The following is an 18,607-nucleotide window of genomic DNA, read 5'->3' on the forward strand; positions in this document are numbered from 1 at the left end:
ACAAGAGTACGTCTCAAACCCTGGCACAGAATAGAATCTGCCGAGATACCGGTCAGGTCTGTTCGTAGTGTTCAACGCGCGTCGCGAATATCCCGGATTGCTTCAGGATTTTCGATAGAGGAGAGGTCACCTGTGTCGTTCTCTTGGTGGACCGATGCGATGATACGCCGTACGATCTTCCCACTCTGTGTCTTCGGGAACTGGTCGACAAAGTAGATGTTCCGTGGGCGGAACGGTTTGCCCTGCTCGTTGCCGACTCGCTCGCGCAACGCTTCACGGAGCGTATCCGACTCCTGAGCAGTGTCCTCAAGAATAACGTATGCCACGACGGCTGTACCGGTAGTGTCGTCCGGGACACCCACGGCGACAGCCTGGTTTACGGCTTCGTGATCGATGAGTGCAGCCTCGACTTCGGCGGGGCCGACCTTTCGGCCGGCGACGTTCAATACGTCGTCGGCTCTGCCATGGAGGAACCAAAGGTCATCGCCATCTTTCTGCGCCCAGTCGCCGTGGTCCCACATCGGCGGGTCTTCGAACGTCGACCAGTACTCTTCAAGATAGCGGTCTTTGCCACTCCAGAGCCCCTTTGTCATCGATGGCGCAGAGTCGCGTGCGACGAGGAAGCCTCGCTCGTGAGAATCTGCAATGCTTTCGCCACTTCCGTCCACAATGTCGATATTCATACCGAGTCCTGGCCCTCCCAATGTAGTTGGTTTGAGCGACTGAATCGGCATTGGCATCAGGAAACAGCCACAGATCTCGGTGCCACCTGAAATGTTGATGATGGGCGCCTCGCCTCCACCGACGTTCTCATAGAACCAGTTCCACGATTCGGGGTCCCACGGCTCGCCGGTCGACCCGAGCAGGCGCAGACTGGAGAGGTCGTGGCCCTCGAGCCATTCATTGCCGTGCTTTCGCAGCGCGCGAATCGCGGTGGGTGAAATACCAAACTGCGTTAACCCGTGGCGATCAATCATCTCCCAGAAACGATCTGGGTTGGGATAGTCTGGCGCCCCTTCGTACATGAACATGGTACTACCGAACGTATGATTCCCGATGAGCGTCCATGGACCCATCATCCATCCGATGTCTGAGACCCAGAAAAAGCGGTCGCTAGGCTTGAGATCAAAGCCAAAGTACAGTTCCTTCGCACATTGCATCTGAACACCTGCGTGAGTGTGGACAATTCCTTTCGGCTTGCCAGTCGTCCCGGATGAATACAGCAACATCGACTCCTGGTCGGCTGGAAGTTCTTTAGTGTCGTAGGTGTCATCCTGGGTCTCGACGGCATCAGCCCACCATTGGTCACGTGCGTCCACCCACGGAATCTTGACATTACTTTCATCATCACTCGCACCAAGTCGGTCAAAGACGACAGTATGTTCGACATAGCCCGCCTGTTCAATGGCGTCGTCTGCCGTTCCTTTAAGCATGATTTCACGGCCACGCCGAGAGAAGCCGTCACCAGTAAAGAGGACGGAACACGCCGAGTCTTCAATTCGTGTCGCTGTGGCGTCAACGCCAAACCCAGAAAAGATGGGAACGGCGACGGCACCGGTCTTGAAACAACCATAGAGAATCGGAATAACCTCCGGTACCATCGGCATATAGAGGCCAACCGTATCACCAGTTGAGATGCCGACTGATTCGAGATAGTTCGCAACCATATTGGCTTGTCGGTGGAGTTCGTGATACGTCACTTCGCGGACCTCACCGTTCTCACCTTCCCAGATACAGGCGACCTTATTTCGTGTTTCTTCGTCTGTAGCGGCGTGGCGGTCTACAACGTTATGGGCGATATTTATCTTTCCACCCCGATACCAGTCAGAAAACTGTGGGCCATTGGCATCATCCCGAATCACGTCATATTCTTCGAAGAAGTCGATGTCGAGATAATCAACTAGCTCGTCCCAGAACCACTCAACGCCCGACAATTCGATGCCCTCAACCTGCGTTGAGGTTCGGGCGATAAGGTCGCCGTAGTCGTCGATGCCGTACGCTTGCATAAATTTGTAGACGTTCGTCGACTCAACGAATGCTTGAGACGGTTCATGCACTACCGGTGTCTCCTCGAAAGGCTTGCCTGCCATGGTTTTACGTACCATTTGGTGGTGGTGCATCTATTAAAAACCATAGGAAACCACGAGGTATTTCCGACCCAGCACCGGTTGAAGCTATTCGAACCGTCTCGTCTTCTTGTACGTCTGGCCGAGTTCCACATAGTGTTCGTGAACGCGAGAGATTTCGTTTTGCTGAGCCTCGGTCAATGGCTTGGTTTTCGCTGGCGTGCCATACGCCATGTGTCCTTCTGGAATGGTTTGATCCTGGAGGACGACGCTGCCGGCCGCGACGATACTATTTGACTCCACTGTCGCGCCACGCAGAACTGCACTCTGCATCCCGATTAGCGAGTGATCTTCCACGGTTGCGTAATCGACGACGGCATTATGTCCAACCGTCACTCCCTCGCCGAGGTCGGCTCCATGAAGCATCGCGAACTCTTGGACATTCGTTTCTTCCCCAACGATCGTTGGACCGCCGTCACCGCGAAGGCAGACGAACGGCCACAGACTGGCCCGTGGGCCAACCGCCACGTCCCCGATGAGGTATGCCTGCTCTGAAACAAACGCTGAGTCTGCAACGATCGGAGCTTCTCCTTTGATTCGCTTCTGCATATATCCGCTGTCAGAGTTGTCGTGCATAGTGCTATCCCTTTCACTTTAGATGGAAGACGATGAACCGCTCACTCATATCTCGGTGCTCGTTTACATCCAGTTCGATGGGTTGACCAAGTTCGATTGTATCGCCATCGCTGTCTTGAACGTATCCAGTCAGGCGAACCGGTCCAAACTCAGCAATCGCGACCACGATCGGACCTTCGTCTTGGAACCGTGGCGGTGTGACGTGAATTTCAGTGTAGGTTTCGATTGTACCACTTTTCGGAAGCGGCTCACGTGAGAGGGGCGTCGAGCCGCACTCCGGACAGACACGTCGCGGTGGGAGTGATCCGTGTTCGTTTGAGCATTCGAGGTAAAATCCTCCGTCGGTTTCGATAGCGTCCAATAATGCTGCGTAGGTTGCATCGGACTCTTCTTCGATCATCGTTCTACCTCCAAGACATGAACCACAGCACTCGCAACGGTACCTCCCGCATTATGTGCAACTCCGACTGTTGCATCGGCGATAGCACTGCTATTGGGGTGGTCTCCCCTGAACAATCGGGTTAACTCGACAATTTGTGCAACCCCTGTGGCACCAACAGGATGGCCTTTTGCTTTCAGTCCTCCCGAAAGATTCACTGAGACGGATCCGTCACGCGTTGTATGGCCCTCCGCAGCTGCTGCGATTCCGTTGCCGTATTCGAAGAATCCAAGGCTCTCGATAGCGAGTACTTCTGCGATAGTGAAGCAATCGTGGACCTCAGCCACTTGAACTGCGTCAGCAGTGATCCCAGCGTTGGCATAGGCTGCTTCGGCCGCCTGTTTCGTTGCGGGTGTGTGCGTGAGGGTGGAGCGTCCCTGGAGAGCGAGGGTATCTCCGCCCTGGCCACTCCCGGTGATCGTAACCGGTGCCTCAAGATCATGTTCACGCGCATACGACTCACTCACAAGAACTGCCGTGGCGGCACCGTCGCTGACAGGACAAGAGTCGTATAGACCGAGCGGATCTGCGACTGTCGGAGCGTCAAGTACGTCATCAATAGTTATTTTATTGCGAAATTGCGCGTACTCATTGTGAACGGCATTTTCGTGATTCTTCACTGAAATGGCTGCGAGATCTTCACGTGTCCCGCCGTGCTCAGCGAAGTACGCGCGAGCCATGAGCGCGTAAGCACCGGGGAAGGTTACCCCCACACGGCTCTCGTACAGCTCATCGGCAGCCATCGCGAGTGCTTCGGTCGCGCCGCCAGTATCAAGTGTATTGAGTTGTTCAGCCCCACCGACGATAACGACATCTGCCTCGCCGAGCCGGATTTTCTGAACGGCACCACGGACTGCCATTCCTCCAGCGGCACAGGCACTCTCATACCGGGTAGCAGGGGCAGAAACGCCGGCCATCTCAGCCATTAGCGGTCCCTGATGGCCCTGTCGTTCTGCGACATCACCGACGAAATTCCCGAAGCAGAGATGATCAACATCTTCACATTTTACCCCCGCATCGTTAAGCGCTGACTCCGCTGCTTCCGCAAAGAGGTCACGACTGGTCCGATTTGGAAACTGGCCGAATGGGGTTAGCCCACCGCCAGCTATGCGGACTGCTTGCATACGATTTGGACATCTCAATCACGGATGATATGTGTTCCGGTTAGACAGACATTTTCGAACAGAGTACCCCATTCACAACGAATAGTATGGATCCGAAGAACAGAGACTATATAATTGATTGAATTTTCAATATTTGGTTCATAATGTGCCATGATCTCCTATCGACAAATTCCGTTAGAACTTTTACCCATATTCAGTAGGTGGGTAAGATGATCGACCTTGGCGAGGTATCTCTCGAGAACCTTCAAGCAGCCCTCAACGATATCGAGGGAAAGAAGCCAGCAGTACGATTAATGGCAGCAATTGCTTACAAAAATGGTGTTACTCAGACCGAGTTAGCCACTTGGTACGGTGTCGAGCGGCGAACGATCTATAATTGGCTAAAGCGACTTGAGAAAGAACCCCTGGCACAGGCTGTGTCGCGATGATTTCCAAGGCAATTTGTCACATCCGCACTATTGGTTCATGATCATGAACGATCTGGAGTCATATAACAATCGCAAAAGTACATAGATAGTTTTAGTCATCACCTTATATATTTTATTCACGCCAAAAGTATGAATAGTAAGAGCGTGTTTGTACACTGGTTCCTTACTTTAACCTACAATTATACCTATGGATGTGTATGTTAATAACGGTGTTTATTCTAGTGTTCTTGTCAGAGTGGCACCACTCTCGAAAATTGCTATTCTGAAATCACGGAAGCGACATATTGCGATTTAATGCGGTCGGCTTTTCGCCATTGGAAATAATAATACTGATTACTATTAATGGTTTTCGTCACGATTGACGCTTTCGTGGGGACACCTTTTTCAGTAATTGTGTTCCAGTCCGCGATATCATTTGGGATCCCCTCGCTTGTGCTTTTGCAGCGAGTTCATCGACCGTCGCTTGTTCAATTTGATCGGTTTCCGCGGCAGCTGTCCGATCGGCCTCCGCCTGCGCGGCACGATAGACACGGAGTTCTTGTGCATCGTGTGCAACGGCTCGCAGCGACTCACTGACATGTCTTTAGAGTCCTTCGACAATGTATTTCGGCAATAAATCGGAAGGCAAAGGTTCGTTCCGACATCAGTGTTGTTTTAACCATCAATATAGACGCGGTATGGTACCGTTTTGTTGGTTAAGTTTCCAGATCATACGTACTCTAACAGGGTATTGGAGAAAAATAAGACGAATATCACGCCATTTTTAGCACCCATTTGGAAAATTTCACACCTAAACAAAGGATTAGTTTTGTCGGTGAAGTTGATAAACTGTGGTAAACGGAACCACCGGCATGCTCGGTTAACACTGTCATTCAACATCGAGGTTGCGTCGTTGCACCCGACGTAGTTCATGGACACACCGAGCATGTCAGCACCAACTAATAGACTACTCTCATTGAAATTGAAAATTAATCCTGGCTTTCCGTTGTAGGGAATGTTAAGTGAAAAGCGATCGTAGCCAGTAGATAGAATCATGGAGTATGTAGATGAAGCGAACCAGTACATTGTTCGACTCGACCCGGGAGACCAAGTGCTCGATTCGCTACGCCAACTCAGAGAAACAGAATCAATCGACAGTGCCTTTTTTACGGGAATTGGGGCCGTCGACGAGGTTACACTCGGGCATTACGATGTCGAGCGACAGCAGTATCACGAAGAGACATTCGAGGGCGAGTTCGAGGTGACCAATTTCACCGGAAATATTGGACCGGACAAAATCCACGCGCACATTCAATTAGGCAAACGTAATTTCGACTCGATTGGCGGCCATTGCAGTGGTGCTCGCGTTTCGGGCACCTTTGAACTCATTGTTCAGAAGGGCGAAACGCCGTTACAGCATCAACTTGACGAACGAACTGGACTCGACGTGTTTGACCTCTGATCTACCATCAAACCCCCGACACTAATTAATTTCTAAAAATCACATACAAAATTTCAAGGGAAAATCCTCGAGCGGAACTCGGGGGTTCCTGTCGAGTCCGGCGTGACCCGGAACAGCGACCCAGCGAGGGCACCCTCCTCGGGGCGGCCATACCCGCCGGCCGTCGTCACATACAGCTGCTCGAAAGAGGAGCCGCCGAACGTTACGCTAGACACTTTCTCAACTGGGAACTCGACACGTTCGCGTTCCTCACCCGTCGGTGCGTAACGAACGAGTGTCCGGCCGTCCCATCGGGCAGACCAGAGGTCACCGCTCTCGTTGACGGTCAAGCCATCAGGGACGCCTACCTCATCCGCGGTGGAGACAAGGACACTCCGGTCGGAGATAGTTCCCGTGTCGGTTTCGTAATCGCATGCGTAGATCGCATTCTCGTTCGAAACGGTGAAGTAAAACGTCTCGTGATCCGGCGAGAAACCCATGCCGTTGGGGATATCAGCCTCGTCGACGATTCGGGTAAACGTCCCATCGTGGTTGAGACGGTAGAGCGATCCAAGCCGATCCGCCGTCGACATTGTTCCACAAAAGACCCGGCCCTCTGGATCGGCGATGACATCGTTGAACCGTGTCTCAGCCGCTTCGTCGAGCGTTGTGACCGTCTCCACCGTTTCGCCATCCCAGCGTTCGACGATGCCACCAGCACCGAACAGCAAGAGACTACCGTCAGACTGTATCGTCGTCCCGCCGATGGTATCTCGTTCCAGAACGACCTGGTGCGAATCGGACGACGGGTCGTATCGATACAGGATGCCGTTGGGGATATCGGTCCAGTAGAGGCGCGCTTCCTCGGTGTGCCAGATCGGAGCTTCGCCAGTTTCACACGGATAGTCCGCGACTAATTCGGGTTTCATCGCCAAAGAGACGCAAGTATGTGGTATTGGTTTTTGGGTTCTCAACGGTCGATGCCGTCGCTCGTCTCGATCTTCAAGAAGAGCCAGCGTGGCGGTACTTTGAACAGTTCGTAATCAACGATCTGTACCATGATAGAGACAGGAAACGGTTCATGTTAAGATTTGTCACCCAATGTGTAGCGATTTCAGCACGGATTGGGCTCTGTTGATAGCCCTATGTGAAAATGAAACTTCTCCGGGACCTCGACTCGGTCTGTGCGTAGTCCGTGGTGCGTATCTCGCTTATGTCGGAGATGACTCTCCCCAATGTCAGCCGTTCTGCTAGAGTCAATATTGGAAGACAAGTGTTCCAAACTGTCGGTGAATATCACTCACATCAATCGGTCTATTAGCCCCAGTCAACTTACGAGAAATCGATTTGCCCACGAGATTGATTAATGTCGTTGGTCGCTGATAATGTTGTCTCTGCTTGTCAACCCTGGTCAATGACAGCACCACACATAATTATGTCCTATCCACAAATAATACAATCGAGTACCGATGACGAAGATCGAACAATACACTGCGGTTGGTCTCTCTCCAACCGTCTGGGGTGCGACAGAACGTAGCGATATACAGAAGAATCTTGACCACATCCACGACAATCTCAAAGCGGCGACGTGGCTGAGTAGTCTCGAATTGCCAGTGAAGCTTGCCGTCATTCCCGAGGGGGCGCTTCAGGGATTCACTGATGAAGTCATGGACATGGATCACGCGACGTACGCAGACGAGATCGCGATAGACATTCCTGGTGACGAGACCAACACACTTGGTGAATATGCTACAGAATTCGAGACCTATATTGTCGCCTCAGCGAAGGAGAAAGCTGAACCGAAGTTTCCAAACAAGTTCTTTAATACTGCATTTATTATCGATCCAGACGGTGACATCATCCTAAAACACCGGAAGGTGACGCCACTCCTCCCCGTTGAACGATCGGTCAGCCCGCACGACGTCTGGGATGCGTGGGTCGCAGAATACGGCAGAGATTTAGACGCTTTTTTCCCAGTTGCAGACACGGATATCGGACGTCTTGGCATCTCATTGGCTATCGAAGGGGCCTATCCGGAATATGTTCGCGGCCTCGCGATGAATGGGGCAGAGGTTATTTGTCGGATTTCTTGTCCTGAACCTCTCGTTGCTAATGACGGATGGCGTATTCAGAATCGAGCCCGGGCACTCGATAACACTGCCTACCTTGTTGCACCAAATTTGGGTACCTACTATCTCACACCGGATGAAGAGACGCCCGTTGACACCTTCGGTGGTGGGTCGATGGTCGTTAACCATCGAGGTGACGTACTTGCCGAACACGACTATGGTGCCGGATCCTCATATGTCGGTGCCCCCATCGATATCGAAGGATTGCGTGAACACCGTACTCGATCGCCGCTGACAAATTGGTTGAAAGACCTTCGCACTGAGCTATGCCAGGTCATTTACGATCGGGAACTCTACCCAAAGAACCGTTATCTCGATGCACAACCACCTCGCCATGACAAGTATGCCGAAGAAGTCACGCAGGCGCGTATCGACTCCATGATCGAACAAGATATCTGGGTACCACCGTATCAAGATCGAGGCGAAGCTAACGAACCCATAGAGTAACCCTTTCGAACTGATTTTCCACAATCAAAAACAGTGTCTAGCTAACGAGCAAGCACCTCTTGGAGGCGGGTCTCAGGCATCCAAGGTTAGTCCACACTCGCTCTCGAATCCGATCCTATTGAATGCTGGGTTGACGAACGCATCGCATGCAACCCCAACCGCAGCGCTTGAGTCTGATGAGACGGCACAGAAACGCGCACAGGCCGAACAATTTGCCTTTGACGTCGAAACCCCCGGACTCATCGACGTCACCAATGAGAGTCACGAGAACCCCGCTGAATACCAATACGTCGTCACGCTGGACAACGTGATGGCGTGCACGTGTCCGCACCACGTTCACCGAAGTGCGTTCTGCAAGCACATGGCCGCAGTCGAAATTGCGACGGCACCCTTGATGTGTTCCCCCCGAGGATGAAGACGATCCCGAACCGGAAGACTGCGATTGCGACCGCCTTTGCGCACAATGTACATTCAAACCACCTGGATGAGCATTTCTGTGATCTGTCAGTCGAAACCATCGACAGAGTGCTCCCATCGAACACAACGACAGGCAGAGGTCACCAAATCCGATCCTGTATCAGACAAGATTACGATCTCGCTCACGTGGGACGCATTCGAGCACCACGGCTGGGAACAGTTCAGTTCAACCGTTCGCAACGAACTCATTCACGCATGGCAGTACCACGAGTTCGGTGACGCGGATCACGGCGCAACATTCACCCGCTGGACGTATCACCTCGACACCTCGCAACACTGCGAACGGTTCACTGTACCAAAGTGGTGGCTTGTGTGCGAGGACTGCGGCGTCCTCTTCGGGGATTGGCTTGGGGATGCCCTCTTGACGCACGGTCACCTTGGATCCCCCCTCGACCGCTTCGAGGGTGATGGTCACGGGGCTGCGTTCCTAAACTCGCCGGAAAACCCCCATTCTGGAACGGCTCGTCGCGGAAAAGACGTCTTTCCCGATTGGGACCGGCGACGAATCGCCCTGTTTCCGGCTGATCCTGATCCCCGGGGATGCCCGGGCTCAAAACGGTGACCGCCAAGAGCGTGGGGGCGACCCGCTAGGCTCCGTCGAGCTCCTCGGCCAACCCGACGATGATACCTTCGGGGCCGCGCACGAAGCAGAGACGGTACACGTCTTCGTACTGGGCGACTTCACCCACGAGTTCGGCTCCGTGGGAGCGGAGGCGGTCAAGAACTTCGTCGATGTCGTCGACGGCGAACATGATGCGGCGGATCCCCAAGGTGTTCACCGCCGGTTCCTCGGATCCGTCGCGAGTGGCCTTGGGCGTCATGAACTTCGAGAGCTCGACGCGGCCGTGGCCGTCGGGGGTTCGCATCATGGCGATGTCGCTCTGAACGTTCTTGAGGCCCACGACGCGATCCGCCCACTCTCCCTCGACGCGCGTCTCGCCCTCCAGCTCCATGCCGAGCTCCGTGAAGAACGCCTTCGCAGTTTCGAGGTCCTCGACCACGATGAGGACGTTGTCCATTTGCTTGATCGCCATGGCCCAAGCAAACTAGGTGAGGGGTGCGCAAATAGGCTTCGTTGGCGGGGGAAGCGTGGCGGGGAGTTTCGTCGCGACCTTAGAGCGCCCCCGACTGCTAAGGCGGGCGGGCCGGTCCCAGGCTCTCATTACGCCCACCCGGGTCAGGGCGTTGATGTGCCCTTGAACTGTGTCTATCGGTCCGAGCTTTCGCCAGATAACAACCGGCCAGTGACCGATACGCGTCCTGTATGCAGCACGATCGGTGAAAACTATCTCCGATTGAGGGTTCCAACAAGGCCAAATTAGCTATTTTTGACTACAATCGTAAACGGAAGTAGAAACGGGTGGTACTACCATGCCCTCGAGGAAGTCCAAGATCCAGTTTGTCAACAAACGTAGATTCATTAGGGACTGAGGTCGAGCAGTACGTTACTCCAAGTGAGTTGGTGCAACAGGTCTATTCTCCGTCATCTCGACTCACTACTCCCTCTCCGTCTGGTAGTGAAGTATCGCGACTCCGGTTCCAGTCGTCTTGGTGTCCACGAGTTGTAGATCGTTTTTCTTGCTCCCATCCTTGAAGAGTCGCTTGCCCCCGCCGAGAACGAGCGGGTGAATCATGAGCTGATATTCGTCGACAAGATCATGCTCCATGAGTGTTTGAACAAGCTCGCCACTGCCGATGACACGGATGTCCTGGCCTGACTGTTCTTTCAGTCTGGCGACCGCCTCGGCAACGTCTCCCTTGAACAGCGTCGAATTCTGCCATTCCACTGTGTCCAAGGTTCTTGAGGCGACGTATTTGTCGATGCTGTTCATCAAGTTGGCGAAGCCGCCGCTGACCTCTTCATCCGTCGCCGTCGGCCAGTACGCAGCGAAGATTTCATACGTCTTCCGTCCAAGTAAAAGGGCGTCCGACGTGAAGATCCCTTCGGAGACTGTGTCCCCATAGACCTCATCGAAGTATTGCATCTGCCAACCGCCATGCTCGAACCCACCTTCGCGATCCTCGTCAGAACCACCTGGTGCCTGCATTACACCATCAAGCGATAGAAACTCGCTTACGATTACCTTTCTCTGTCCATCGCCAGTCCGGCTGATGTCGTCAGTCATTGTCTCGTTCGCACTCATCTGTGCCACCTCAACTTCCGCAGTCCAGATAGCTTGCTACTGTCTTAACCAGAGTGGCCTGGATCCACCCCACTAATGATGAAGAGCACCATTCAGGTGATCTACATTTAGTTTCGATGATCGAAATTAGCTGCTCCGAGCAATTAGGGGTAAAAGCAGTCTGCGTTCTTGGATTCGGTGCGTTTCAAGATGCGCGATTGAATGGAGGATAAGGCTATGCAAATCCCACCGTTATCGATCGAAGCACCGAATGAAACCGCACGAGACACACTTCATCGACACATCGCTGTACTCGTCGGGATTGGCAAGCTCATTCTCGTCGGGAGTCTCATTCAGATACTGGTTCTCGGAACGACCGGCGGTATCGCCCTGTATGTCCTTGACGTCTCGAATTATATTGGTGGCTGGATGGTCATCTTCTCGTGGTTTATTGCCGCGTATCTGATCAAACTCTACGGTCGCAACATCTTCCCGGTAAACGCCGACCAATTCACTCGGATCTGAAACACACTCTTTTCATGTTATTTTGCTACCGTTGACGTCGTGGTGTTTGAACGCCGATGAGCCAGTAGACTGTCTACGTTAGAATATTATACTAACCTATGAGCGACTGATTGCAGGTATACACTCTCGATCATCTCACTCGTTCCTTCAATTGTAGAGGCCACAATTACGAGTCGTGCTGAGTCTACGTTGCTCCGCGAACGGTTTCCTTGACGGCCTCGATACCGGCGTCATGGAGCACATCACCGACAATGACCGTATCAGTGACACTCGCCATCTGATACGCCGACTCGTAATCGTGAATCCCACCCCCATAGAAGAGCTGTGCTGATGAGAGTGCATCTCGTGTGGCAGCGACAACAGCTGAATCACCAAGGGTGCCGGAATACTCGAGATAAATGATCTCCTGGCCGAGGATCTGTTCGGCGAGTATAGCATAGGCAGCGACATCATTTGCATCGAGGTTACAGTCCGCTTGCGTGTACGTGGCAACTGCCGACTCTGAATTTAAAATGATGTAAGCTTCGGTATGCACCAGTTCCCAGTCGATCGTCTCTGTCGAGCGTACCCATTCATGGTGTGCTCCTGTTACCCAGGTTCTGTCACCGGCATTCAGGACAACTGGAATCAGATATCCGGTCAGAGCATCATGCTGAAACTTGGTCGGGTGGTAGGTTGGTTCGACAAAGACGGGTATTTCGACGGAGACGAGTGCATCGAGAATTGACCGAACGCTGGACTCTGTGACGTTCGTGGTACCACCGAGAATGAGTGCATCTGTTCCTGTGTCAGCAATGTCAGCGTAGGAATCCCCATTGTGAAGTGGCTTATCTGGGTCAACCTTCGTGACGTGCTCCCACTGCGCCCATGCAGCCGCCATAATGAACTGTAGTGCAGTGCTACGCAAACCGCTTTCTCTCTGTTTGATTGGACTCGTGGTTCGAAGAGCAGTTCAACAACCGTCGACTGACAGCATCTTCACGAGATCCTGGCCATTGAGCACCGCTTGTCCCAGGGTGCGATCCCGCGCGGTCACTGTGCCATCTTTGTTCAGATCGGCAGACTTCAACTGACTATGCCAGCCAGCTTTCTCCGTGAACAGGTCGATTGCGAGCGCACCGACGTCCTTCTGGGTGAGTTTCCCGTCCTGGTTGAAGTCAAGCGCTGCAACCTGTTGTGCGTTCAGATCCAGGTGGTCGTGCTGATAGGCGTTCTCGACGATCGCCAGTGCGACCACGTCTTTGAAAATGAATTTGTCGTCGCCATTGACGTCCTCGTAGAGGCCATCACCGTTGAGATCCTGAGGTGGGCCGATCTTGAAGAGGATCTTCCCGTGCTTTTTGATGATGAGTGGCTCGGGGAAGACCGTCTTGCTGTCTTTGACGGCTTTCCCACACAGCTCGACGGTTGTGGTTGGGTCGTCCGGATCGTTGCTCTCGATCTGAAGGGTTGCTGTTTTCGTGCTTTTGGAAGTCGGTGCGAACTCGACTGTGACGTTCTGGCTTTCGCCTGGTGCGAGGCTGAATGGCGCATTGCCATCGGCAATGCTGAATGTGCTTGCGTCTGCGCCAACGATATCAGTCGCACTCACATCGAGCGTGCCAGTACCAGTGTTAGTGACGGTGATGTTCTTCGTCTTGGAGTCGCCGACAGGGACTTTGCCGAAGTTGAGACTGGTTGGTGAAACGTCGATGTTGGGTTGTTGCTCTGTCCCTGTCCCGGCGAGCGGAACCGAAACGGTTGGCTCATCAGCGTCGTTACTCTCGATGTCGAGTGTGGCAGACTTTGCACCCGCTGAAGCAGGGGCGAATTGGACGGTCACGTTTCGGCTTTCGCCTGATGCAAGACTAAATGGCGCGTCGCCACTTACAATACTGAATTCCCCCGCATCTGGTTCACTGATGGTGGTATCTGTGACATCGAGTGTGGCAGTACCGGTGTTAGTAATGGTGATGTTTGTAGTGGTGGTATTACTGACATTGACGGAGCCAAAGTCAACGGTGGATGGTGAGACGGAGATATTCGGCTCACCTGTCTGTGGGAGGAAGTCAGTGTTGTTGTTGTTATCGAGGCCAAAGTCATTGGGCGTGTCGCAGATCCCGTCGTTGTTGGCGTCGGTACACGTCTGGCTGAAGCCGTCCCCACTGGGTGTGGCGTAGTAGTTGCCACCGAGATTGGGCCCACCGATGATGTTCGGGCCAGACTGGTTCGTGACGTTCCACCTGTTCGATACGTTGGGGAATCCAGCCTGGAACTCAACGTTCTGGGTGTTGTTCAGCAGATTGTTATAGATGAAATTGTTCGCAGTGAGGGATTGAAGATAAATACCTGCATTGACGTTCGCGGTGATTGTGTTATTCGTCAGTGTGTTATTGTCACCATTGAGAAGGATACCATAGTCATTGTCGGTGGGGGTGACCTTCGCCAGTGTGTTATTGTCACTATTGGTGTGAAAGATACCATAGCTATTGTTGGTAGCGGTGGCATTCGTCAGGGTGTTATTCTCAGAAAAGGAGATGTCGATGCCGTTGCTGTCGTTGTTCTCGGTAGTGTTAGTCAGATGTTATTGGTTCTATTAGTGAAAAAGATGCCCAGGTTGTTGTTATTCGCGGTGATATTGGTGAGAGTGTGATTGTCACTACTGTCGACTGAGATCCCTGTCAGCCAATCGGTGACGGTGAGATTTTCGACAGTGACGTTCGTCTGCGATTGACTCTGTACACCAACCGTGTTTACCGCGTCGACTCCATCGATCGTGTGCCCGTTACCGTCGAGGACGACGTCGTCGGCTTGAATGTCGATACAGGTTGTGTCGGGACTGTCCGTGATGTCCTGGGTGAGTTCGTATTCTCCCGGTTGAGTAATCGTCGTACAGGAGTTGATAGGTGTTTGCGCGCGTGCGGGTTGCGTTGCAACCAGACTTACGCTCGTTACTAATGATGCGACGATGAGTAGGGCGAGCCCACTTGCGAGTAGTTGTTGTTTTCTCTTGTCGTAGTTCATTTTGTATCACACAGAATTTGTATCGTAATTATAAGTAAAAAAATAGATAAATTTAATATTATTATATAATATTTAAATTTTGGTAATAAGACATTACTCATTCGAATCAAGGGAATCATCACCATTGACCAACTCACTAAACGACTGTAACCACTAATGCCAATGGGTCATTCAATTATTGTTTATGAATCTATATTGATTGTGGTATTATGAAATGAATGCGATTCATCAGACGGCATAGTGCCATTACAATAAAACTTTTCGAGAATACTTCCACTCCGGGGATGGCTCACCCCTATTATGGTGCTGGTCTGTCTATTCTCTATGAATCACAAGCTCGTCCTGTTCGGGTGTGATAAACTGTTCAAAGAGTTATCCGAGGAAGTCGCCGAATTGATGGCAAGCAAATTCTTAAGTCGTGCGTACAGCATACGTAAAATTCAACACCAGCAAAAGATCTAAATAACCATCCTACATTCACCTATATCCGAGCACAAATTCGCCGTGGCATGTGCGATAGTGTTCGGAAAACGTGGGGCTTGTGTATCCACATCGGTGTGCTAATCCTCACCACCCCACGTGGCTGGCTTCTTGAATCACACCATCGTCACAACGAACTTTACTCTCGCTTAACGATTTTATAAGTAGTAGTTTTTAGCCCTTGATTGGCTGCTCATAACTCCACGGTGCTCATCAACTCAATTGTTTTCGCTTCCGTCCACTTCGCATCGCGCTCTCTGAGCTGCGGTCGAATGGTTGTCGTGTTGATTTCAGGGGGCGTATAACAATACTCAATGCGGTCATTGGATAAGTTGCGAGCGTCGTAGGGGTTTCCCTGGTGCCATAGACTAGCCCCGCGGCGCTCGGGACAAGCATTGCAAACCGCGTGTTTCATGGCAGACTTCCAGACGACTGGCCGTGTCGTCATTCCCACCACGGCCATTACCGACTCCCCAGTGGGGGAATCCGGTGCGAGAACGGGTTGCTTGTTGGCAGAAGCACCATCAATACCCTGTCGATGGCGGCCACGTCGTGGCCCCGGTGGTTCGAATCCGCCCCCGTTCGTATTTCTAGTAGGCGCTGATCAGAAGCCAATGAGACCGTCAGTAGCAATCGATGCACTGTCGAACCGCTCATAGTTGGGGCTTCTGCTCACTGCTCTTTGTGGTCTCAATATTTGACCTACTAACTCATGAAGAGTGAATTGGCTAGAATCCAGCTGTCTCACTGCTCGATGTTGCACTAAGCAGAACTAAGAGGGTCTGGCAAGCATATCGGACTTGCATACTTCCGCTCATGGATTAATACGGAATTAATGCAGAACTGCTGCTTCCTACTGGAACATCAGTGGAAGAGGGATATTTGAGCACAGTTGTAGTTGTTCCCAGATTTTCTACGAACTGGATATGAGATGACGTTTCAAAAACTCCACCTGGTTCACTATAGCTTTCTCTCGCGTTTTTCCCACATAGATTTGAAAGTGCCCCACCGGATATCGTAGAATCTCAGCCCGATTGGCCTTTTCAACGACCTGTACCGCAAACTCTGGTAAAGCCTGCTGATCGTTCTCTGCAACACAAAAAAGAATTGGCGCTGTGACTCGTTCTATGGTACCCTGCTTGTATCGTGGGAGGTTGAATGCAACGCGTGGGGCGAATTCGTTGCGCCACGTCGATCCGTTGGCAGCGAGACGTTCCATGATTGGCCTCGCGTCGGGTTCAGTTATTACTGCGAAGCCACCTGGGTCACCGATGACGGGAACCAGATACGGTGACAGACCAAGCTGGCCTCTTACTGCATCATACACGGCTGCGAGGAGCATTCGAATGAGGATCCCCGACAGGGGCTCGCTCGGATCCCATTCCCCGGAATGCATCCAGCATCGGAACTTGGGTTATGACTGCAGCAATCTCCGGATCATCGGCAGCAACGGCAATGACGTGACTGCCAGCGAGAGATGTTCCCCACACGACAACACGGCCCGGATCAACCATCCCGAGACTTCGAGCCCGACGAATCGCCGCGTGATAGTCTTCGCGCTGTCGTTCAACATTGACTACTTGACGAGGATCCCCATTGCTCTCCCCGAAATGCCGATAGTCGAATGCTAAGACTGCGAATCCATTCGCAGCAAAGCGCTCCGCGAACGCAGGGAGTCCCAAGTCTTTCGTGCCACTGAAGCCGTGTCCCATAACGATACACGGAAGCCGTCCGTCAACCTGAAGCGGCAAATACAGATCCGCAGAACACCGTACTCCACCAGATTCGAACGATATCGCTGTTTTAGTGGTGTTCTGGTTCATGTTCAGTTGTAGTACGATCCAATGAGCGAAAATAGTTCACTACTAGGATTTTCAGGAAAATCGCTTCCAAGTCCGTCTTAGATCTGTTCCGACCAGACGTGTCGGAACTTCCCGCTCCTGGGATCGCGTTGCGGTGACTCAGTCGCTCTCTCGAGAGTGATGCCAGTAATACCCTGGTCTTCTAAGAACGCCTTGAGATCAGCACTCACCTGCCCCCACACGTCCACTTCGTCACGGTTAGACGTCACCTCCAAGCGAACGCAAATGACAGACGGTGCCGTTCGAACGAGTTGCGTTCGACGCACCCCGGGCACCTCTTCGACCACGCTCGAGAGTGCAAGTGGAAAGACCGGGAGCTCTCGTCCGTCCGCCGTCTCGAAATGAAGGACATCACCCTGCCGCCCCTCGACCTCGATGATAGGAAACGCACTCCCACACGAACAGCGCTCGTCATACATTGTGACGCTATCGCCGAGGTCGTGTCGAACGAGCGGCTGCACGCGATTCGCGAGGTTCGTTATCAACACCGTTTCCGAGGGTACACCGGGTTCGACCGGCTGGTAGTCTTCGTCGACGGGTTCGATGACGACCCAGTCGGTGTTGATGTGGAGGTTCCCGTGGCTACACTCGACCGCAATCGGGAAGAACTCGGTCGCACCATACATCTCGCGCACCGCACAGTCGAATGCCCGCTCAAGGTCTCGTTTCTCCGCCTCCGAGATGGGCTCTGCCGTGGGGCAGACAATTGCGGGGTTGATGTCGAGGCGACCGTCCCGCTGGGTTCGTGCCAGTTCCCTGAGAACGGTAGCGTATCCAACAAGGAGTGCGGGCTGATAACGGTTCAGCTCCGCGACGAGGTCGGTGAGTGGCTGTGTCGGTGAGAATATCTGAACCCGGTTCTCGAGGAATGTAGATTCACGCTGCAGCAGTGCAATTCCGGAGGCACCGGCAAAGTGACCGCCAGTGACTGCGATTTCGGCCTGTCGAAGGTTATGCTCGACAAGACGCCTGAGCGGGTCGATGCCGAAGAATACATCTAGCATCCAGCGGTCAGGGAGAACGTTGAGTAGCGTCAGAGCCATGTCGTCCTGGACGAAGGTACCGGGCTCCCCCGTAGTCCCGGACGTGGTCCAGATCGGGTAGCGGTCGAGGAATCGCTGGCCGATTTTCGACTCGTCAGCAACGAACGCATCGGTCTCGGCTTTCGTGATCGCCGTATCTGTGACAACATCGTCGAAGCTTTCCATCAACATCGATTTTGTCACAGGAGGAAACGCTTTGAGGTTGGTACTACCCTCGGGAACGTCTGCATAGTGTTGCTTGTAGAACCGAGACTGTTGCCGGACGAACGAGAGCATATCTGCCAGCCGTCGGCGCTGTCGTGTCTCTATCTCCAAGCGGGTCGCCCATTTGGCACGCCACACGTCGAGCGTGATCTTCCCTTTCGTGATTGGATTCATCGTACTGGCTCCGAGAAGCGAGCCATC

19 protein-coding genes and 1 pseudogene are annotated in these 18,607 nt (G+C 52.8%); 5 read left to right on the forward strand and 15 right to left on the reverse strand.

Annotated features, from left to right (window positions below; translation table 11 throughout):
• Positions 1-71 precede the first annotated feature (71 nt).
• From ACN2TU_RS21415 to ACN2TU_RS21430, 4 genes are all read right to left on the reverse strand, one after another.
• Positions 72-2,090: an AMP-binding protein gene (locus tag ACN2TU_RS21415; protein ID WP_435158291.1), complete on the reverse strand. Its 2,019-nt coding sequence runs from the start codon at positions 2,088-2,090 to the stop codon at positions 72-74.
• An 84-nt stretch (positions 2,091-2,174) separates the two neighbouring features.
• Positions 2,175-2,675, reverse strand: a complete 501-nt coding sequence (locus ACN2TU_RS21420) for a gamma carbonic anhydrase family protein (protein WP_435158431.1) — start codon at positions 2,673-2,675, stop codon at positions 2,175-2,177.
• Positions 2,676-2,715: 40 nt separating this feature from the next.
• Positions 2,716-3,102 (reverse strand): Zn-ribbon domain-containing OB-fold protein, encoded by a 387-nt coding sequence (locus ACN2TU_RS21425; protein WP_435158293.1) that lies wholly within the window; start codon positions 3,100-3,102, stop codon positions 2,716-2,718.
• The gene (locus ACN2TU_RS21430) at positions 3,099-4,265 is read right to left on the reverse strand and encodes a thiolase domain-containing protein (protein WP_435158296.1); all 1,167 of its coding nucleotides are present in this window, start codon (positions 4,263-4,265) and stop codon (positions 3,099-3,101) included. The genes ACN2TU_RS21425 and ACN2TU_RS21430 overlap by 4 nt, the downstream gene beginning before the upstream one ends.
• Positions 4,266-4,474: 209 nt before the next feature.
• On the opposite strand from ACN2TU_RS21430, the pseudogene ACN2TU_RS21435 reads away from it, so the two are divergent.
• Positions 4,475-4,687, forward strand: a pseudogene (locus ACN2TU_RS21435) (helix-turn-helix domain-containing protein); the annotation flags it as partial.
• 263 nt (positions 4,688-4,950) lie between these two features.
• Here the strand turns inward: ACN2TU_RS21435 and ACN2TU_RS26995 are convergent.
• Entirely contained in the window at positions 4,951-5,115 is a 165-nt protein-coding gene (locus tag ACN2TU_RS26995; protein ID WP_472850216.1) for a DUF6788 family protein, read from the reverse strand.
• 611 nt (positions 5,116-5,726) lie between these two features.
• Here ACN2TU_RS26995 and ACN2TU_RS21440 point away from each other — a divergent pair.
• Complete coding sequence (locus ACN2TU_RS21440) at positions 5,727-6,134, forward strand: PPC domain-containing DNA-binding protein (protein ID WP_435158298.1); 408 nt, start codon at positions 5,727-5,729, stop codon at positions 6,132-6,134.
• Positions 6,135-6,187: 53 nt separating this feature from the next.
• On the opposite strand, the gene ACN2TU_RS21445 is transcribed toward ACN2TU_RS21440, so the two are convergent.
• Positions 6,188-7,042, reverse strand: a complete 855-nt coding sequence (locus ACN2TU_RS21445) for an SMP-30/gluconolactonase/LRE family protein (protein ID WP_435158300.1) — start codon at positions 7,040-7,042, stop codon at positions 6,188-6,190.
• Positions 7,043-7,582: 540 nt separating this feature from the next.
• Between ACN2TU_RS21445 and ACN2TU_RS21450 the strand changes: the two genes are divergently transcribed.
• Both ACN2TU_RS21450 and ACN2TU_RS21455 read left to right on the forward strand, forming a co-directional pair.
• Positions 7,583-8,689: a nitrilase-related carbon-nitrogen hydrolase gene (locus tag ACN2TU_RS21450; RefSeq protein ID WP_435158302.1), complete on the forward strand. Its 1,107-nt coding sequence runs from the start codon at positions 7,583-7,585 to the stop codon at positions 8,687-8,689.
• Between the two features lie 130 nt (positions 8,690-8,819).
• A complete protein-coding gene (locus ACN2TU_RS21455) occupies positions 8,820-9,104 on the forward strand; it encodes an SWIM zinc finger family protein (RefSeq protein ID WP_435158304.1) in 285 nt (94 codons plus the stop codon).
• A gap of 228 nt (positions 9,105-9,332) precedes the next feature.
• Here ACN2TU_RS21455 and ACN2TU_RS21460 read toward each other — a convergent pair whose 3' ends face one another.
• The 3 genes from ACN2TU_RS21460 to ACN2TU_RS21470 form a co-directional block, all read right to left on the reverse strand.
• Complete coding sequence (locus tag ACN2TU_RS21460; RefSeq protein ID WP_435158306.1) at positions 9,333-9,581, reverse strand: hypothetical protein; 249 nt, start codon at positions 9,579-9,581, stop codon at positions 9,333-9,335.
• A 172-nt stretch (positions 9,582-9,753) separates the two neighbouring features.
• A complete protein-coding gene (locus ACN2TU_RS21465) occupies positions 9,754-10,200 on the reverse strand; it encodes a VOC family protein (RefSeq protein ID WP_435158309.1) in 447 nt (148 codons plus the stop codon).
• 462 nt (positions 10,201-10,662) lie between these two features.
• The gene (locus tag ACN2TU_RS21470) at positions 10,663-11,310 is read right to left on the reverse strand and encodes a dihydrofolate reductase family protein (RefSeq protein WP_435158311.1); all 648 of its coding nucleotides are present in this window, start codon (positions 11,308-11,310) and stop codon (positions 10,663-10,665) included.
• Positions 11,311-11,526: 216 nt separating this feature from the next.
• On the opposite strand from ACN2TU_RS21470, the gene ACN2TU_RS21475 reads away from it, so the two are divergent.
• Positions 11,527-11,814: a hypothetical protein gene (locus tag ACN2TU_RS21475; RefSeq protein ID WP_435158312.1), complete on the forward strand. Its 288-nt coding sequence runs from the start codon at positions 11,527-11,529 to the stop codon at positions 11,812-11,814.
• A 184-nt stretch (positions 11,815-11,998) separates the two neighbouring features.
• Here the strand turns inward: ACN2TU_RS21475 and ACN2TU_RS21480 are convergent, their stop codons facing one another.
• The 6 genes from ACN2TU_RS21480 to ACN2TU_RS21505 all read right to left on the reverse strand — a co-directional run bounded on the left by ACN2TU_RS21480 (position 11,999) and on the right by ACN2TU_RS21505 (position 18,580).
• On the reverse strand, positions 11,999-12,694 hold the full coding sequence (locus ACN2TU_RS21480) for a phosphoglycerol geranylgeranyltransferase (RefSeq protein ID WP_435158314.1): 696 nt from the start codon (positions 12,692-12,694) through the stop codon (positions 11,999-12,001).
• Positions 12,695-12,766: 72 nt separating this feature from the next.
• On the reverse strand, positions 12,767-14,374 hold the full coding sequence (locus tag ACN2TU_RS21485; protein ID WP_435158432.1) for a choice-of-anchor D domain-containing protein: 1,608 nt from the start codon (positions 14,372-14,374) through the stop codon (positions 12,767-12,769).
• On the reverse strand, positions 14,371-14,817 hold the full coding sequence (locus ACN2TU_RS21490) for a right-handed parallel beta-helix repeat-containing protein (protein WP_435158315.1): 447 nt from the start codon (positions 14,815-14,817) through the stop codon (positions 14,371-14,373). The genes ACN2TU_RS21485 and ACN2TU_RS21490 overlap by 4 nt, the downstream gene beginning before the upstream one ends.
• A 1,393-nt stretch (positions 14,818-16,210) precedes the next feature.
• Positions 16,211-16,639 (reverse strand): hypothetical protein, encoded by a 429-nt coding sequence (locus tag ACN2TU_RS21495; RefSeq protein WP_435158441.1) that lies wholly within the window; start codon positions 16,637-16,639, stop codon positions 16,211-16,213.
• Positions 16,617-17,120 (reverse strand): alpha/beta hydrolase, encoded by a 504-nt coding sequence (locus tag ACN2TU_RS21500; protein WP_435158316.1) that lies wholly within the window; start codon positions 17,118-17,120, stop codon positions 16,617-16,619. Before ACN2TU_RS21500 ends, ACN2TU_RS21495 begins: the two co-directional genes overlap by 23 nt.
• A 77-nt stretch (positions 17,121-17,197) precedes the next feature.
• Positions 17,198-18,580 (reverse strand): phenylacetate--CoA ligase family protein, encoded by a 1,383-nt coding sequence (locus tag ACN2TU_RS21505; protein ID WP_435158318.1) that lies wholly within the window; start codon positions 18,578-18,580, stop codon positions 17,198-17,200.
• Positions 18,581-18,607 lie beyond the last annotated feature (27 nt).

The organism is Haladaptatus marinus (assembly GCF_051194195.1).

Coding starts and splice junctions, on each gene's coding strand:
- ACN2TU_RS21420 (WP_435158431.1), bottom strand. CDS start 2,675: ATGCAGAAGCGAATCAAAGGAGAAGCTCCGATCGTTGCAGACTCAGCG.
- ACN2TU_RS21475 (WP_435158312.1), top strand. CDS start 11,527: ATGCAAATCCCACCGTTATCGATCGAAGCACCGAATGAAACCGCACGA.
- ACN2TU_RS21505 (WP_435158318.1), bottom strand. CDS start 18,580: ATGAATCCAATCACGAAAGGGAAGATCACGCTCGACGTGTGGCGTGCC.
- ACN2TU_RS21480 (WP_435158314.1), bottom strand. CDS start 12,694: ATGGCGGCTGCATGGGCGCAGTGGGAGCACGTCACGAAGGTTGACCCA.
- ACN2TU_RS21470 (WP_435158311.1), bottom strand. CDS start 11,310: ATGAGTGCGAACGAGACAATGACTGACGACATCAGCCGGACTGGCGAT.
- ACN2TU_RS21440 (WP_435158298.1), top strand. CDS start 5,727: ATGGAGTATGTAGATGAAGCGAACCAGTACATTGTTCGACTCGACCCG.
- ACN2TU_RS21445 (WP_435158300.1), bottom strand. CDS start 7,042: ATGAAACCCGAATTAGTCGCGGACTATCCGTGTGAAACTGGCGAAGCT.
- ACN2TU_RS21430 (WP_435158296.1), bottom strand. CDS start 4,265: ATGCAAGCAGTCCGCATAGCTGGCGGTGGGCTAACCCCATTCGGCCAG.
- ACN2TU_RS21415 (WP_435158291.1), bottom strand. CDS start 2,090: ATGGCAGGCAAGCCTTTCGAGGAGACACCGGTAGTGCATGAACCGTCT.
- ACN2TU_RS21450 (WP_435158302.1), top strand. CDS start 7,583: ATGACGAAGATCGAACAATACACTGCGGTTGGTCTCTCTCCAACCGTC.
- ACN2TU_RS21500 (WP_435158316.1), bottom strand. CDS start 17,120: ATGAACCAGAACACCACTAAAACAGCGATATCGTTCGAATCTGGTGGA.
- ACN2TU_RS21465 (WP_435158309.1), bottom strand. CDS start 10,200: ATGGCGATCAAGCAAATGGACAACGTCCTCATCGTGGTCGAGGACCTC.
- ACN2TU_RS21425 (WP_435158293.1), bottom strand. CDS start 3,102: ATGATCGAAGAAGAGTCCGATGCAACCTACGCAGCATTATTGGACGCT.
- ACN2TU_RS21490 (WP_435158315.1), bottom strand. CDS start 14,817: ATGAACTACGACAAGAGAAAACAACAACTACTCGCAAGTGGGCTCGCC.
- ACN2TU_RS21495 (WP_435158441.1), bottom strand. CDS start 16,639: ATGCTCCTCGCAGCCGTGTATGATGCAGTAAGAGGCCAGCTTGGTCTG.